The sequence below is a fragment of the Gottfriedia solisilvae genome (assembly GCF_002128405.1).
Lineage (GTDB): Bacteria > Bacillota > Bacilli > Bacillales > Bacillaceae_G > Gottfriedia > Gottfriedia solisilvae.
In genome coordinates this window covers 143,331-160,339 of sequence record NZ_NETJ01000003.1, presented here as the reverse complement: position 1 = coordinate 160,339, position 17,009 = coordinate 143,331, and the positions used below count along the sequence as shown (strand labels likewise).

The following is a 17,009-nucleotide window of genomic DNA, read 5'->3' as shown; positions in this document are numbered from 1 at the left end:
CAACCTCTCCTAAATCGTAGCAAGGGCCATAACACTCTCTTGCGTTGCTTCTTCTCTTGACAATTCCCCAGTTATTTTACCTTCTGCCATTACATAAATTCGATCACTCATACCAAGGACTTCTGGAAGTTCAGAAGAAATCATGATAATACTCATACCTTGTTCAACCAATAGATTCATAAATGTATAGATTTCAAATTTTGCACCTACATCAATTCCACGTGTTGGTTCATCCAGAATCAGTACGTTTGGATTTGTGAACAACCATTTACTCAACGATACTTTTTGCTGATTTCCACCACTTAATTTTCCTACAATTGAAGCAATGGAAGGTGCTTTAATATTTAACTTATTTAAATACTCATTTGCAACTACTATTTCTTCATGTTGATTGATCACACTTTTTTTAGAAATCTTAAATAAATCCGTAATTGAAATGTTATTTTTTATATCTTGTTCGAGAATCAAACCATCGCCTTTTCGATCCTCAGTTACATATGCTATACCTGCATTTATTGCATCTTTTGGATGAGTAAAACGCTTCATTTCACCTTGCACTAAAACCGAACCATCAAGTTTGAATTTTGTTGGATTACCAAAAATACTCTTTGCTAATTCTGTTCGACCAGAACCCATCAATCCAGCAATTCCAATAATTTCACCTTTTCGAACATTAAGGTTGATATTATGAAGAATCTTACGTCCAAGTTTTGGATTGTAAACATTCCAATCTTTTAATTCTAATGCTGTCTCGCCAAACTTTTGATCTGGGCGTTTCGGATAAATATCATCAATTTCTCGACCAACCATGTGTTTGATGATTGTATTTTCACTAATTTCACCTTTATTCTTATCTAACGAACAAATTGTTTGCCCATCTCGAAGTACTGTAACAGTGTCCGCAACTGCAATAACTTCTTTTAGCTTGTGTGAAATCATAATACAAGAAATCCCTTGATTCTTTAATTCTTCCATTAAGAATAGGAGATTTTCACTATCATCTTCATTTAACGCAGCAGTTGGCTCATCAAGAATTAATAATTTAACGTCTTTACTAAGTGCTTTGGCAATTTCAACAAGTTGCTGTTTACCAACACCTAATTCTTTAATTTGAACTTCTGGATTAACATCTAATTTAACTTTCTTTAACATTTCCATTGCTTTCACAATTGTTTCATTGAAATCAACAGTTATACCCTTTTTAATTTCATGTCCAATGAAGATGTTTTCAAATACAGAAAGCTCAGGAAATAGAGATAGCTCCTGATAGATGATCCCGATACCTTCTTTTTCACTATCACTTATTTTTGAAAACTTTTGTATTTCATCTCCGAAAACAATATCTCCTGCATATGTTCCAAACGGATAAATACCACTTAAAACTTTCATTAAGGTCGATTTACCTGCGCCATTTTCACCTACTAAGCAATGAATTTCACCTTTTTTGACTTTAAAATTTACATTACTTAAAGCTTTGACACCTGGAAATTCCTTTGAGATGTTTCTCATCTCTAATATAAATTCGCTCATATAATCCGTCTCCTGAGATTGCAAATTGATTCAGTAAAAAAATAATAGAATAACTAACAAAATAGTGACGGGAGGCACCATCACTATTTTGCCAGTTTAATATATTTCATCTAATTACTTTAGTCCTGTGAAATCAGAAGCTTGATAGTAACCAGAATCAATTAATGCACTATTAACACTATCTTGATCAACAACAATGATGTCCGTTTGTTTAGTTTTGATATCAGCCTTACCGTTGTTTGTTACACCTGCAGCATCAGGAGTTTGATCTTCTAAGATTGCAGTTGCAGTAGCAATTGCATCAGTAACTAAAGTACGAACATCTTTGAAAACAGTCATAGATTGTAATCCATCAATGATGTATTGTACAGAAGCTTTTTCAGCATCTTGACCAGAAATTACGAAAGAAGTAACATCTTTATCTGCTTTAAATGTATCTGCGATTGAACGAGCTGTTCCATCATTTGGAGCAAGTACTAATACATCACCTTTATCAGCTTTAGTAGCTTTTGTTAAGTTAGATGATGCTAATGTTTTTGCAACGTTGAAATCCCAGTTTGTTGTTACTTGACCGATGATTTTAGCTTGCTCATCACGAGTTAATTCAGCTTTATCTTTTAATTTAACTGCTTCAGATGAATTCACAACTTTGAAAGTACCATCAGCAATTTTAGGTTGAAGAACACTCCAAGCACCTTGGAAGAATAAGAATGCGTTGTTATCACTTGCAGCACCAGCATAAAGGTTTAAAGGTTGACCTTTTTTACCAGAAGCATGATCTACAAGATATTGAGCTTGTGCAGCACCTACTGCAATGCTATCGAATGATACATAGTAATCAACTGCATCAGTATCTGTAATTAAACGATCGTAAGAAATTACTTTAACACCAGCCGCTTTTGCTGCTTCTGCTGAAGCTGCAGCAGCCGCTCCATCTTGTGGACAGATAATTAATACTTTGATTCCTTTTGCAATTAAAGAATCAACATTTGCTTTTTCTTTTGCAGAATCACCTTGAGAGAATAAAATTTGAACTGAATAATCAGTATCTTTTAATGCGTCTTTAAAACGTGTTTCGTCTTGTGTCCAACGTGGCTCATCTTTAGTTGGTAAAACGATACCAATATCAACTTTGCCATCTTTATTTTTCTTACCAACATTAGAGCTTTCATTCGAAGTAGAAGAAGAGCCACAGCCTGTTGCAAATACAGCAAATACTAAAAATGCTGAAAGTATTACAAAAATATTTTTTAACTTTCTCAAAACATTTCCCCCTTAATTTTTCTGTTTACGTTTACATAATTAAGGTATCATGTACTTGTTTGAAAACGCTTTACTATTTCCTTCACTCATTTGTCTATTACCTGTACTTATTTAACTAGAACGGAAAGCGTTTTCAAATCCAACTTTAAAACTAGCATTATTTTGACTTTTGAATAAATTTGTACAGAATTTTTAAGGTATATTTATCTAACCTAGATTAAAAAATTAAAAGATTAATAATAAACTAGACGATTTTTACTTTTATCAATTCGTAATTTGATCAAATAATTGCCATCATAAAAGAAGACCCGTCCGCTAATACGAATTGGTCTAAATTTATATTCTATATATGTGTTAGTGAAAAATGTCTTATATCGTATCTCACAGGCAAAATAGATTTCAAATTCATTATTAATCAATCTAATTTCGTTTTTTATAATGCCATAAAAAAATTTTTTTGCGTCTATTTCCGATTGAAAACCTTGCTATTTCAACGTTTTTTTAACTTGGTCAATTTATGTCCCTAGGGTGGGGAAAGTCCCTGGAGAAATGGTGAATCGGACGTGGTATAGTTGGCGTAGGAGGTGTTTCTCATGCAAATTTTAATCTGTAAAGAATGCGAAGAAACCATTGAATACGCGGAGTATAAAAAAATTGTGAAAATCTATTCAACTTGTGAAGCTTGCAAAAATGAAGCAACTACTTCAACAGCAAAATAGTACACATTTACACTAATAAACACGACAATTTTGATATTGACCTTAATAAAGAAACTAGTTTTTTTAGGGGTTTAACAAAATACTCATAAATACTTAATTGAAAATGATAAAAGGATCTTACATTGAAGATCCTTTTTGATTCTTATTGAACTGACCCATGCGATGAATAAGGCTTGTTTATCATTTTATTTCTAACAGTCTGTCTAACCATTCATTAATAAGATTGTTAAATAATACTTCTTGCTCAATTTGAAGATTGTGTCCTGCTTTGTCTAATATTGCAAAAGTTGCACGTGGAAAATTGCTCAATAGATTAAATGCATCTTTATATCCAACGACTGAATCTTGTAATCCTAAAAGAAAAATACTCGGAGATTCAAACGATACTGAATCGACATCAAATTTGAAACCGTATCTTTTCTTTATTTTAGATAAGAATTCCTGATCAGCAATCGAACAGCCACTTACTACCTCATTTTTATAGCGAAACCAAGTATTCTTATCTAATACAACATTATTCGAACGAAAATCGTTCCTCTCATCTTCACTTAACTTATTTATAAACTCTTCATCTTCAATTATAACAACATGCTCTGGTAATGACCTTTTTTCCATTTCTGGAATTATCATTGGGCAGATAAAGGCCACCCCTTCTACTTTATCTTTTCTTTTAGCTATAATTCCTCTTGATAAGTAACCTCCATATGATTCACCAACCAACAAGAATGATTGACCGGGTATAAGCGTATCGATAAAATTAATAACTACATCCAACATATCATCGGTACTGTTAACGCTTTTACTTCCTGCTGTTTGACCCATTCCTGGTAAGTCTAAATAGATTCTTTTATACTTTTCTCTTTTAGTGAAGATAGGTTCCATACACCCCTTCATTAATCTTGAATCTGGAGTAAAGCCATGAATCATTACTACAGGTTTTCCTTCTCCAATAATTTCAAAGTTTATTTCTAAATCATTAATTGACAATTTAGGCACCTAAAAACCCTCACCTTCGATTATTAAAGTTCATATTTATTTTTTAATATTTCAATTTAGAATTGTATAGTACCCGTTTACTCTATAACATTTATATAACTGCCGGTAAGATTAGTTTTAAATTTATGCTTATGCTACCCAACCTTGTTGAACTATCGCATGCGTTAGTTCAATTAAACTAATCTGTTTTATTTTTGAAAAATAGTTTCCTTAATACATAATAAGTAAAACCAATGCCGAACAAGATTATTAAAAACTGCAATGAAAAAGCCTCTTTTTTATTTAAAATCCAATTCAATACAAAGAAAACAGCAATAAATATCACAGTATCTATTAATAATGGAAATGTCTTTTTCTCTTTCAAAATTGATATCACCTCACTTAATAAGTTTCTATGTTAATGCAGATTCCACCTTTCTTATTCAAATCTATCCGCAGATTTCAAAAAAAAAAAAAACTGCCGAAGCAGCTCAAATGTATGGCTAAGGAATCCGTTATTCATAAAAGCTTACAATAATAAAATAGCTGTAAAGCTAATGATGATTTATTAAAAGCTACGTTTACCTGCCCAAGCTCCTTGCATTTTACTAAGTAATACAATTTGTCCAATATGATATGCGTCATGCATTGCTAAACTCTTCAGTTCAAGCAATAATGAATGATCTTCTCCTGGCACCTGTCTATACAAATCTTCATGTTCTGATGTTGCTAATAATTTTTCAAGTTCACGATGAACATAAAAGCATTCTTGTTTTGTTTCCTTCCAATTTTCTAACGTTTCTGTAGGTAATCGAAATGTATCGTTGTTATTTTCTGCCTGCGGTTCGTTTTCTGTTTCACCAAGAAATCGCAACAGAAATCTCTTTTCATAGAAAAGTAAATGACACATTAATTCCCAGATGGAATTCATTGTCCCATCAGCTGGTTTCCAAATTGCCTGTTCAAAAGTAATATTCTCAAGTACCTTTTCTAGTGGTGGAAACCAATCTTCTTTATCTAAGCAGCTTGCCCATTGTTGCAACAAAAGTGTCCTTGCATCCATATTTTAGTCCCTCCAATTTATAATAAAATGCGAAAAAAATCCTAATCTATAACTTTAATAAACTACTTTATTGATATATATTCCATTTTATTCGCTATCATTTAAATATTAACCTTTTCAATTTTCTTATTTATTCTTTTTCAAATTGTACAATACTGATAAATACATAAAAAAAGCAACCGATAGGCTGCTTTGGATCTTCAACTATCGCATGCGTTAATTGGATAAGAAATATATGATCTTGTTTCAATTTTTTAATTGTTGAATAAAAAATCTTTTTGAAACTTGAATATAAAAAATCTCCTTCTGCAGGAGATTTTTTATTTCGTTTTATTTGTTAAAGATTTAGTGCCATTTGAAAAACTTATCCCTTTGAAACTAATCTAATTTTTTAATGACAATAGAAGCATTTACGTTCGCTTGGGTTCCTCCAATTACAGTTGCAAGCCCAATAGCTGCAGCAGAAGAATGATTTCTAAGAGTAAGCACATCAGCAGCTGAAAAAGCTATTATAGCTTGCCCGTTGTTTTGCTGAGTACCAGCACCTGAACCATAGATCGTACCTGAAACCGGTAAGCCATTTACAAATAGTGCAAATTGGTTTGGTTCTGTACCCGAAACAGAGAAAGTAACTTCGTAAATCCCCGGAGTTATAATTGCAATTGGAGATGTATTAGGCGTATGCGTAATTCCACTTGTCATTATTCCATTTGAATCAAAAATGACATCTGCCTCTACTGCAACCGTCTGAGGAGTTAGATTGAAGATGTATGCGAACTCTGATAAGCCACCACCTGTTGCTCCTGTTGCTCCTGTTGATCCAGGTGTGCCTGTTGGGCCCGTTGCTCCTTGGAGACCTGGTATTCCTTGTGAGCCTGCTGGGCCCGTTGCTCCTTGGGGACCTGGTGTTCCTTGTGAGCCTGCTGGGCCTGTTGGGCCTGGTATTCCTGCTGGGCCTGCTGATCCTGTTGGACCTACTGGACCAGGTGTGCCTGCTGGGCCCGTTGCTCCTTGAGGACCTGGTGTTCCTGGTATTCCTTGGGGACCCGCTGGACCTGTTGGACCGGGTGCTCCTGGTATTCCCGCTGGGCCTGCTGATCCTGTTGGACCCGCTGGACCTGGTGTTCCTGCTGGGCCTGTTGCTCCTTGGGGACCTGGTGTTCCTGGTATTCCTTGGGGACCCGCTGGACCTGTTGGACCGGGTGCTCCTGGTATTCCCGCTGGGCCTGCTGATCCTGTTGGACCCACTGGACCTGGTGCTCCCCCTGGACCTGTCGCTCCTTGGGGACCTGGTGTTCCTTGGGGCCCTGCTGATCCTGTAGGACCTGGTATTCCTGCAGGACCTGCTGATCCTGTTGGACCTGCAGGACCTTGTGGACCTGTTGGGCCCATTGGTCCTACTGGTCCTCCCGATGGGCCAGTAGGACCAGTAATTCCAATTCCTGTAGAACCTGTTGGACCTACTAATCCCTGTGCACCAGTTGGACCTGCTGGACCTACTAATCCCTGTGTACCAGTTGGACCTGCTGGACCTACTAATCCCTGTGCACCAGTTGCTCCTGCTGGGCCTCTTCTTCCTCTTTCACCTTGTTCGCCTTCTTTACCTCTTTTACCTTCTTTACCTCTTTTACCTTCTTCACCTCTTTTACCTTGTGGGCCTGTTGCTCCCGTAACTCCTGGTGGACAGCAACAATGACATTCACATGGACTACAATCACACCTATTACATTTACATTTACATTTACATGGATCACAATGACATTGATCACATTTACATTTACACGGATCACAATGACATCTATCACATTTACATTTACACGGATTACAATGACATCTATCACATTTACATTTACACGGATTACAATGACATCTATCACATTTACATTTACACGGATTACAATGACATCTATCACATTTACATTTACACGGATTACAATAACATCGTTTACATATCGGCTGTTGTGATATTAGACTGGGAATTTTAGGTGGTTGTGACACTTTTTACACCTCTCCTACTTTATAATGTTCGTTCTCATTATTTTATTAAAATAGGACAAAGTGGTTCTTATGTATTATAGAAATAAGCAATATAACTATAAAGTTAAATTAATCTACTATTTATTCTTAAATTAAAACTTTAAAACTCTAATGATATATAATTTATCTTAATGAGCAATAGGTAGATACTAAGTTCCAATTACACCTCTTTTATTCTTGTTCAACTATCATTCCATTTACTTCAATAAAAAATGAGCCACAAAAGTGACTCATGATCTTAAACTATCGCATGCGTTAGTTGAATAAGGAATTTATAATATTAAGGAATATCCTATTTCTAGTCAATTTTACCTTTTCCACTCATCTGAGTTCCTTCAGGCAAACCTAATTGAGAAAAAGTATATGTATAGTTTGATTGTCTTCTCTTTTCTATACCTTCTATTACAACGAAATATTCTTTACCTTCTTCTAAAAGATTATATATTCTGGAATCCTCAATCATTACCTTATAACTCACTTTATTTTGTTTATCATCATTAGCATTTATAATGTATTAGACATCTCCCCACCTCGATGGTTGATTCAAGTATACCTACTCATATTAACTAAACTCCCTATTTTTACAAAGTGGTTTTTATTTTATGTTTTCATTAAACAGGATGATTGCAGTAATAACTGGAGGATGATTCTGAATTGGTCTAGCTACAGTAAGACACAATGTTCTTTGTACAACTCTAAAGCTGTAACCCAATTTAAGTGAAAAATAGGATTCCCTTCAGTATCTTGAAACTCTAGTAATCCATCCAAAATATTTAGAGTAATAACGTCCTATTCACTACGCATGATCGGCTGATGAAGTGAGCCTGCCGGTTCAAAAATAACATCTCATACTTTCGCAATCCATTCTTCACCGTCCATAATTCCAAGCCCCTTATAGTATTACTTAAATATTTTACTTGCTACCCATTTGGAATCAAACCACTCCAATTTGAGTTTACCAATCAAAATTAATCTAGTTATTATGATAAAAAAGTGAGTTAATTTAATTAGAATATTTTTAGGTGAAAATTCTTTCATTTAGTACTCTAGCCAAAATTAAGTTAAGTACTCGGAAACTCTTTAATATCATGAGATTCCATACAACTTGTAAAGTTAGAAAGCTCTTTATATATTCAGTCGATATATTCTATAAGAAAGATAGGTGGCAAAAATAACCCAAACTACATAAGGTACTAAAAGTAAGGCAGCTAATAATGAATAAGGAATAGTTAAAAAACATAACAGTATTCCTGTTAATGCTACTACTAAGCAATCAATCGTAGCTAAATCAAGCCTTTTCACCTTAAATTGGAAAAAGCTAAAAGCTTGGTTAGCCAAATAATTTATTATCCAGGTTAATAAAAAATAACTAGATGTATTTAATATCCCCACTTTGCTTTCAACAATTGTAATGGACAAAGCGATTAAAAAATATAGAAAACCCCAGACTATACCAAAGAGTTTACTTGGGGGTGTCCAATTTGGTTTTTTCAACTTGGAATACCAAGCTACATCTATTGGGAATAAAAATGCTGATATAAGAAAAAGTAAATATGTCAAAATAAATACACATAATAGATTTAGTATAATTAACTCCTCCTATCGATTGTCCACTTTAATTTAAGCATATGTTTTTTAATTTTATTTATTATTGAAATTCATAAATAGATCTTGATCTAAAACTAATAAAGTCATGCCATTATATGGCATGACGAATACAGAGATGGTATTTGAATTAAACTATTTGATTTCTACGTTAATTGGCTTAATATCTAAAGAAACTTTAAGTATACTATAGTCATCTTTTTGGCCATCCGTATTAGCCCAATAGCCGTTTGTTTCAACCGTTTTTCTAAACGTTAATTCAAATCCCTTTCCTTCCATAAAACTATAGCTTTTTACTTCATTAGCCTTGATATTATCAATTAAACCATAAGCTAATAAATTTTTTAATAGTCCATGCGGAGAGAATGCACCTGAATATGGGGGCACTTTATTATCATAGTATTCGTTATCTCTAGTTGGTGATTTAGTATTGCTAATAAGAATTTCATTCGTTAATAAATCTACACTATCGCCTGGTGAAATGACAGAAACAATTATATTTTTATAGTTACTTGATTTATTTTTATCTGTGTGAACTTTTGATAAGTCAATTAGAGTAAGCCCACCTCGACCAACTACATTAACCCTTTGGTCTTTGTTATTTACAACCATTGCTGTGTCTTCGTCTATTCCATATGCTAATTGATTTTTTTCTCCTTTTTCATAAGCAGTGGCAATCAATCGCCCTAATCTGGCTTTATTATCGAAATGTTGATCAATAATCCCATATTGAAAGAAATTTAAACCCTGTTCCAAATAGACAGGTCCACCTTCTTGTTGTTCCATATTAACGTATGACTCTGTAAACCCATATCTCAAAGCTCCATAACTATCTCCACCAGCTATCATTGTATTGCTCATAATAGCTGCACCGGCACTAGTTCCACCTATTACTGCACCATTTTTATAAACTTTCCAGATTGCTTCTAACACCTTAGATTTTGAACCATTTTCATTTAACAGTGATTCAGTGATTAGCGTCTGGTCTCCACCTACAAACCAAATACAATTTAAATTATTTATTTTACTAACCAGTTCTGTACTATTCTTATTTCCATTCCACTCGGACTCATCTTCTTGTGTTCCTTTAAAATCATGGTTTGAAACAGGTAATATTTCAATAGAATCCTTATTTACACCTTGTTTAATTAAATCATTTCTAAAGTCAATTGATGAAGTTAATTTAGAACTAGCAGCAGGAATGATGCCTACTTTTGCCTTCTCTTTTCCACCAGCAAGCTCTATTAGTTTTTTATAAACCTCACTATTACTACTTCCTAGTGCTCCGCCAGTGATGACTAAACTTCCTTCTATTTTTTCATTAACATTATTTTTAGTAGTTTTAAAAGCTGATTTTTGATAATCGCTAGTTTCCTCTTTATCTGAACTAAATGTAAAAGTTTTAGGAATGATATTCATCGAAACATTTTCAAGGGAATAATCATCCTTTTGTCCATCAACATATTTCCAATAACCATTCGTATCGATTTCTTTATTAAAGATAATCTCAAATCCTTTACCTTCTTTATCATATATATAGGATTTTAGAGTTTGCATCGATTCGTTATCTATAAGAGAATAGGCTAAATAATTCTTAAACCTACCGTACGGAGTTAAGATTCCTGTATTGGGTCTTGCGTAAAACTTATAATACTCGTATCCCCTTGTTTCATATTTACCTTCCGCAAATTCAAAAGTGTGAGTAATATAGTGAATCTTATCCCCAGCTGTTAGGTAGCTGATCTTTATATTTTCTAAGATGGGCTTGTCACTTTTTTTTGATTCACCAATTCTTCTAGCTTCGTTAGCATTTATAACAGCTACCCCATTACGACCTATAACTTCAATTATCTTTTCTTTATTCCTAACAACCATAGCAGTATCTTCATCTACTCCGTAGGCAAAATTACCTTCTTTTTCATAATTAATTGCACTGATTGCAAGTCTAGCGTAACGTGCTCTTTCGTTCATATGTTGATCTATAATACCATTTCGGAAGAAACCTAATCCACTTTGAACAGTCAAAGGCTCATATTCACTTACGTTTCTTTCATCTATATTCTTTTCATAAAATCCCTTCAACGCACCTAGACTATCCCCTCCAGTAATCATTGTATTACTCATTATAGCTGCTCCTGCGCTTGTTCCTCCAATTACTGCACCATTACGGTAAATATCCCAAATAGTTTGTAACGCTTTTGAATCTTTTCCGTTCGTACGAAGCGTATTTACAATGCGTAGTTGATCTCCGCCTACGAACCAAATAGCAGAAAGTTTCTTTATTTGGTTTACTATTTTAGAATTATTCACATTGTCTTTCCAATTCATTTCATTCTCTTCCGTATCTGAAAAATCATGGTCTGATATAGGTAAGATTTCTACAAATTCAGATTTTACACCATAAGATGCCAAATCTTTCTTAAAATCATTAGAAGACTTTAACTTACTGCTTGCTGAAGGAATAATCCCAATTCTTGCATCTTTTCCACCAGCTAATTCGATAAATTTTTCGTAGACATCTTTATTTGAGGTACCTAAACCACCTCCTACGATTAAAAGATTACCTTTAATATCATCGTTTTCAGTTTGAGCGTTTCCTAAAGTTAAGCCAAAAAGTGATGACATTAGCATGGAGCTAGTTAAAATAGAAATTAGTTTTTTTCTCAATTCCATAACCCCTTTCAAATTAGTATGTTTCACTTAAAAGTACAAGCAAGTTTTATACCAATTTGATTCCATTAAAATACTTAATTTAATCTGATTAATTAAATATTTTTGTTAATAACTGGTTATATATATTCACCCAAATACAACCAATTTAGGATTATAAAGAAAGAAAAAACTAATATGTTGAATTAGACTTTAGAAAATTTAAATATTTAATACCATTAGGAGTAATCTTGGTACCAGCCCTCCCTTTCCCCTTCGTTATTAGACCGTTTGTTTCCAAACCTTTTAAACGGAGTCTGATTTGTTGAGGAGATAAGTATCTGTCCTTTTGTTTACTTGCACTTGAAATATTATCTCTACTTGCTACTTTACCTACATCATTAAAATCCTTAATTGATTCAAGAATTAAAATTGATTCTTCAATTTCAAGTACGCTTGCAGAAGCATTAAATGGATATTCGTCGATATATTTATTTTGGTCTACATTATCCTGTAAAAGACTATTTTGAGGAAAATCTTTTAGTGAAATTACATCCCCTTCGCAAACAGTAAGCATGTAATCTATAACACCTTTTAATTCTCGTACATTGCCTGGCCAATCTAGTTTCTCTAATTTATTTAGCACTTCTTCTTCTATAGAAATCCCCTCTCTTTTCGAAATAAAACTTTGAACTAATAACGGAATGTCAGTTCTTCTTAGACGTAAGGGAGGAATTAAAAGATTTAATACATTTAATCGATAATACAAGTCTGAACGAAAAAAACCTTCTGAAATCTTCTGGTAAATATCTTTATTTGTAGCAGCTATTATACGTACATTAATAGGAATGATTTTTCTGCCGCCTATTCTACGAATCTCTTGTTCTTGGAGAACACGTAATAAATGCGACTGAACGTTTAAACTAATGTCACCTATCTCATCTAAGAAAATTGTACCTCCATCTGCAATTTCAAAAAGTCCTTTTTTACCTCCCTTTTTTGCACCTGTAAAGGTTCCATCATCATAACCAAATAACTCACTTTCTAACAAACTTTCCGTAAATGCACTACAGTTTATAGCTAAGAATGGTCCATTTTTACGAGTTGACTGTTTGTGAATGGCATGTGCAAAGAGTTCTTTTCCTGTCCCAGTTTCACCTTGAATTAAAATTGGATGTTCAGCTTTTGCTAGTTTCGTCGCAACTCGTTTACATTCTAAAATTGCATGATGGTTGCCAATTATATCTGAAAAATCATATCTAGCGTAAAATCCTTGTTTTCTAAACTCCTTTTGTGCTGTCTTTTCTATTTCAAAAGCTCGGTTAACGCTTTTAAAAGTCGCTACAATTCTTTCATCCTCTTTAATAAAAGTTCGATAGATAACAATATCGGTGTTATTTATTGAAAAGAATTTTGATTCCTCATTTCCATTTAAAATAAAGTCTTTAATATTTTGTTGTGAAATTATCTCCTCAAAATGTTTCCCAACAATATTCTCATTATGTAGTTTAAACAAATTTGCTAATCGTTCATTAAATACGGTAATCCTTTTATAACTATCAATGGCTAAGATTCCATCATCAACAGCATTTACAACATTTTGAATGTGTTTATTTAATTGCCTTGCTTGTTGCTCTGCATTTAAAAGTTCTCTTTGTAATTCAATAATATTTCTTATATATTTTTCAGAAATTAAAGAAGCTATATTTCTATTAAGCTTACAGTATTCTACAATTTGTAAAATAGTTGCAATATCAAACAGACGAACACCTATATCAATAACTTCTTTTATGTAATCGGGGCTTAAATGAGTTTCTCCTGGTGAAATTGCAACTTCAATATCTGGATAATATAATTGTTCCATCTTAAATGGAGTAAATCGCAAGTGATCAATCCCCATTTGGTATAAGGACTGAATCAATTCAACTGTCGATTCAAAATCATCATTTACAACTAGGACATTCTTCCCCTCTATTATCTTTAATAACTTATCAACGTTTTCATGATTAAGTGTTCTCTTCCCTACAAGTACATGCTTGCCTAACACTTTTGCTATTTTTTCAGTTTCTTTTTTCACTTGTTCCGATGAAAAAAGGATAATATCATCCTTAATTTCATCAATACCTTTATCATCAATGGCAATTGACTTAATTGTTATGTAATCTTCTAGCAATTGAGCAAGCTGATTTGATAATGTTTCCTTTGTTTTTGAACTTCCGGTAATTAAAGTAAGTGATGTTGTTTTCATAGTAAAGGATCACCCTATCGGTTTGAATTGGTTTAAATTGATTTCATTTTATCATTTAACAAACCAAAAAGAACCAATAAATATTAGCAATCAGTAAAATTTTCTTAAAAATAAGAATTTAAATATTGGCACACTATTTGCTTATATAAAACTAGAAACCTTTTTTAAAGAATTCAATTTGTAGGGAGGAATAATATGGAAGCGCTTTAATATTTTTTTACTTCAAAATTCGTACACAATCTAGGAATAAAAAGGGGGAGTAGTTAATGACACAAATTCAAGCTACAGAAGTTACAACTAAGACAAAGGATAAGAAAGAACGTAAAATAAATGTTTTTGCATTATTACTCGTTATATTATTAATTGCAACCATTCTTACTTATATTTTACCTACTGGAGAATACGCTCGAGTTGATATTGATGGACATACAACAGTAGATCCAAATTCTTATAAATCAATAGCATCAACTCCAGTTGGTTTGTTTGAAATGATTAAATCCATTCATACAGGTATGGTAGAAGCGGCAAATATTATTTTCTTCGTCCTTATTATTGGTGGGTTTTTTGGGGTATTAAGCGCTACTGGCACTATTGAAGTGTTAATTTCAACAATGGCTAGAAAACTTGCTACTAGGGAAAAGTTACTAATCCCTATTATGATGTTATTCTTTGCAATTGGTGGCTCATTAATGGGAATGGCTGAAGAAACTTTAGCTTACATACCACTTTTGGTCCCTCTAGCACTTGCATTAGGTTTTGATACAATTACTGGAACTGCTATTGTATTAGTCGGTGCATCTGCTGGTTTCACAACAGCAATTATGAATCCGTTTACAGTTGGTATCGCTCAAGGAATTGCCGAATTGCCTACTTTTTCTGGTATGGGATTTCGATTAATTTTATTTGTAATTGTTTATCTTGTTTCAGTTGCGTATATCTATCGTTACGCTATGAAAGTTAAGAAAAATCCTAAACTGGGCTTTTACGGAAAATATTCAATTGAACAAACGAATGAACTATTAATATCTAAAGCTAGACTAACCACTAGACATAAATGGATTCTAGTTGCTTTCCTAATAAATTACATTGTTTTAGCTTTTGGCGTAATTAAATATCAATGGTATATTACTGAAATTGCTTCTTTATTTATAATCTTAACAATTGCAATAGGAATTATTGGCAGATTATCTATTGATGATGTAGTTAAATCATTTACCCAAGGTTCTGCCGCATTGATTAGTGGGGCTCTTATTATCGGTGTTTCGCGTGCTATTTTAGTAGTGTTAAATGAAGGACATATTGTTGATCCGATGCTTCATGGTGTTTCAGAGGCTATTAAACATATCCCAGCTTATTTAAGTGTTATTGGAATGTATAATTTCCAAGCAGCTATCCACTTTATTTTAGCTTCAGGTAGCGGTCATGCAATGTTAACGATGCCAATTATGGCACCATTGGCTGACCTCTTAGATATAACTCGCCAAACTGCTGTATTATCTTTCTCTTTTGCGGATGGGATTGGAAATATTATTTTCCCAACAGCCGGTACTTTAATGGCAGGTTTAGCAATTGCAGGTATCCCTTGGACAAAATGGGCAAAATGGATTTTCCCATTAGTATTCATTCAATATTTAATCGGTTTAGTTGCCGTAGTAGTAGCACATTTAATTAACTACGGTCCATTCTAAAAAAATTAAGTCATCCAAAGATTTAGGGGGAAATACGTTGTTAACTTTAATAAAAAATGGTCAAGTATACACACCACACTATATTGGCAAAAAAGACATACTAATAGCGGGTGGCAAAATTGAAATGATTTCCGAGCAAATTGAATTCCCACCCGCCCTCTTCTCCTGCAACGTTATTGACGCATCAAACTCATTTGTGGTACCAGGATTTATTGATTCACATGTCCATATTATAGGTGGAGGTGGTGAAGGCGGTTTTAAGACTCGTACTCCTGAACTTAAATTAACTGATATAACTACTGCTGGAGTTACTACTTTGGTTGGTGTACTTGGTACAGACGGAACCACAAGAAATGTAGAAAGTTTGCTTGCTAAAGCACGCGGATTAGAAGAAGAAGGTGTGACTTGTTATATTCATACTGGTTCATATCAAATACCTGTAAAAACATTAACGGGTACTATACAAAGTGACATTATTTTAATTGATAAAATAATTGGTGTAGGTGAGATTGCCATTTCTGATCATCGTTCATCTGAACCTACTTTAGAGGAAATGGCAAAGATTGCTTCTGCTGCTCGAAACGGTGGAATTTTATCAGGTAAAGCCGGTATTTTAGAAATTCATGTTGGAGATGGTGAAGAAAAACTCTCGATACTCCATGAACTTGTAGATATGACAAATATTCCTATACGGCATTTTCATCCAACTCATATAAACAGAAACGAGGAATTATTTAAAGCAGGTGTACAATATGCACTTCGAGGTGGCTATGTGGACTTCACAACAAGCACAATTCCACTATTTCTAGAGGAAGGAGAAGTGAAATGCAGCAAAGGACTTCGTGTTATGCTTGAAGAAGGTGTAGAAATTCAAAACATAACTTTCTCTTCAGACGGTCAAGCAAGCCTTCCATACTTTGATCAGGACGGTGAATATATGGGGCTCCAAATAGGAAAAATCTCATCCCTTTATCAAGAAGTTAGAGATGCAGTTATAGATGAAGATATTCCATTAGAAGTTGCATTACAAGTTATCACATCTAATCCTGCACAAGTACTAAAGTTGCAAACTAAAGGCAATATCAAAGTTGACAATGACGCTGATATTGTCCTAATAAATCAAGAAACGTTAAATATTGAAACAGTAATTGCTCACGGAAAAATCATGGTAGAAAATAGTATACCAATTGTAAAAGGAACATTTGAATACAATTAAAAATGGAGGAGTAATA

12 protein-coding genes are annotated in these 17,009 nt (G+C 33.6%); 3 read left to right on the top strand and 9 right to left on the bottom strand.

Going from position 1 to position 17,009, the window contains the following annotated elements; all coding sequences use genetic code 11:
- Positions 1 to 9: 9 nt before the first annotated feature.
- Both CAB05_RS10070 and CAB05_RS10065 read right to left on the bottom strand, forming a co-directional pair.
- Positions 10 to 1,530 carry an ATP-binding cassette domain-containing protein gene (locus CAB05_RS10070; protein ID WP_087999709.1) on the bottom strand — a complete coding sequence of 507 codons (1,521 nt, stop codon included), beginning with the start codon at positions 1,528 to 1,530 and terminating at the stop codon, positions 10 to 12.
- Positions 1,531 to 1,644: 114 nt separating this feature from the next.
- Entirely contained in the window at positions 1,645 to 2,793 is a 1,149-nt protein-coding gene (locus CAB05_RS10065; RefSeq protein ID WP_087999708.1) for a sugar ABC transporter substrate-binding protein, read from the bottom strand.
- Between the two features lie 593 nt (positions 2,794 to 3,386).
- Here CAB05_RS10065 and CAB05_RS10060 point away from each other — a divergent pair.
- Complete coding sequence (locus CAB05_RS10060; protein ID WP_087999707.1) at positions 3,387 to 3,512, top strand: GapA-binding peptide SR1P; 126 nt, start codon at positions 3,387 to 3,389, stop codon at positions 3,510 to 3,512.
- 180 nt (positions 3,513 to 3,692) lie between these two features.
- Here CAB05_RS10060 and CAB05_RS10055 read toward each other — a convergent pair whose 3' ends face one another.
- The 7 genes from CAB05_RS10055 to CAB05_RS10025 all read right to left on the bottom strand — a co-directional run bounded on the left by CAB05_RS10055 (position 3,693) and on the right by CAB05_RS10025 (position 14,089).
- Entirely contained in the window at positions 3,693 to 4,508 is an 816-nt protein-coding gene (locus CAB05_RS10055) for an alpha/beta fold hydrolase (RefSeq protein ID WP_235821426.1), read from the bottom strand.
- Between the two features lie 547 nt (positions 4,509 to 5,055).
- Positions 5,056 to 5,550 (bottom strand): DinB family protein, encoded by a 495-nt coding sequence (locus CAB05_RS10045; RefSeq protein ID WP_087999705.1) that lies wholly within the window; start codon positions 5,548 to 5,550, stop codon positions 5,056 to 5,058.
- A gap of 378 nt (positions 5,551 to 5,928) precedes the next feature.
- Complete coding sequence (locus CAB05_RS22685; protein ID WP_217348562.1) at positions 5,929 to 7,548, bottom strand: BclA C-terminal domain-containing protein; 1,620 nt, start codon at positions 7,546 to 7,548, stop codon at positions 5,929 to 5,931.
- Between the two features lie 337 nt (positions 7,549 to 7,885).
- Positions 7,886 to 8,065, bottom strand: coding sequence for a hypothetical protein (locus CAB05_RS22145; protein WP_158093239.1), 180 nt, complete (start codon positions 8,063 to 8,065; stop codon positions 7,886 to 7,888).
- 647 nt (positions 8,066 to 8,712) lie between these two features.
- The gene (locus CAB05_RS10035; protein ID WP_244972776.1) at positions 8,713 to 9,147 is read right to left on the bottom strand and encodes a TspO/MBR family protein; all 435 of its coding nucleotides are present in this window, start codon (positions 9,145 to 9,147) and stop codon (positions 8,713 to 8,715) included.
- Positions 9,148 to 9,327: 180 nt separating this feature from the next.
- Entirely contained in the window at positions 9,328 to 11,865 is a 2,538-nt protein-coding gene (locus tag CAB05_RS10030; RefSeq protein ID WP_235821424.1) for a cyanophycinase, read from the bottom strand.
- Positions 11,866 to 12,034: 169 nt separating this feature from the next.
- Entirely contained in the window at positions 12,035 to 14,089 is a 2,055-nt protein-coding gene (locus tag CAB05_RS10025) for a sigma-54 interaction domain-containing protein (RefSeq protein ID WP_087999702.1), read from the bottom strand.
- 266 nt (positions 14,090 to 14,355) lie between these two features.
- Here CAB05_RS10025 and CAB05_RS10020 point away from each other — a divergent pair, with 266 nt between their 5' ends.
- Positions 14,356 to 15,777 (top strand): YfcC family protein, encoded by a 1,422-nt coding sequence (locus tag CAB05_RS10020; RefSeq protein ID WP_087999701.1) that lies wholly within the window; start codon positions 14,356 to 14,358, stop codon positions 15,775 to 15,777.
- Between the two features lie 37 nt (positions 15,778 to 15,814).
- Positions 15,815 to 16,993 carry a beta-aspartyl-peptidase gene (gene iadA, locus CAB05_RS10015; RefSeq protein ID WP_087999700.1) on the top strand — a complete coding sequence of 393 codons (1,179 nt, stop codon included), beginning with the start codon at positions 15,815 to 15,817 and terminating at the stop codon, positions 16,991 to 16,993.
- The last annotated feature ends 16 nt before the right edge of the window (positions 16,994 to 17,009 follow it).

Excerpts from the sequence above, each read along its gene's own strand:
- CAB05_RS10030 (WP_235821424.1), bottom strand. The coding sequence starts at position 11,865 with ATGGAATTGAGAAAAAAACTAATTTCTATTTTAACTAGCTCCATGCTA.
- CAB05_RS10020 (WP_087999701.1), top strand. The coding sequence starts at position 14,356 with ATGACACAAATTCAAGCTACAGAAGTTACAACTAAGACAAAGGATAAG.
- CAB05_RS10070 (WP_087999709.1), bottom strand. The coding sequence starts at position 1,530 with ATGAGCGAATTTATATTAGAGATGAGAAACATCTCAAAGGAATTTCCA.
- CAB05_RS10060 (WP_087999707.1), top strand. The coding sequence starts at position 3,387 with ATGCAAATTTTAATCTGTAAAGAATGCGAAGAAACCATTGAATACGCG.
- CAB05_RS10045 (WP_087999705.1), bottom strand. The coding sequence starts at position 5,550 with ATGGATGCAAGGACACTTTTGTTGCAACAATGGGCAAGCTGCTTAGAT.
- CAB05_RS10025 (WP_087999702.1), bottom strand. The coding sequence starts at position 14,089 with ATGAAAACAACATCACTTACTTTAATTACCGGAAGTTCAAAAACAAAG.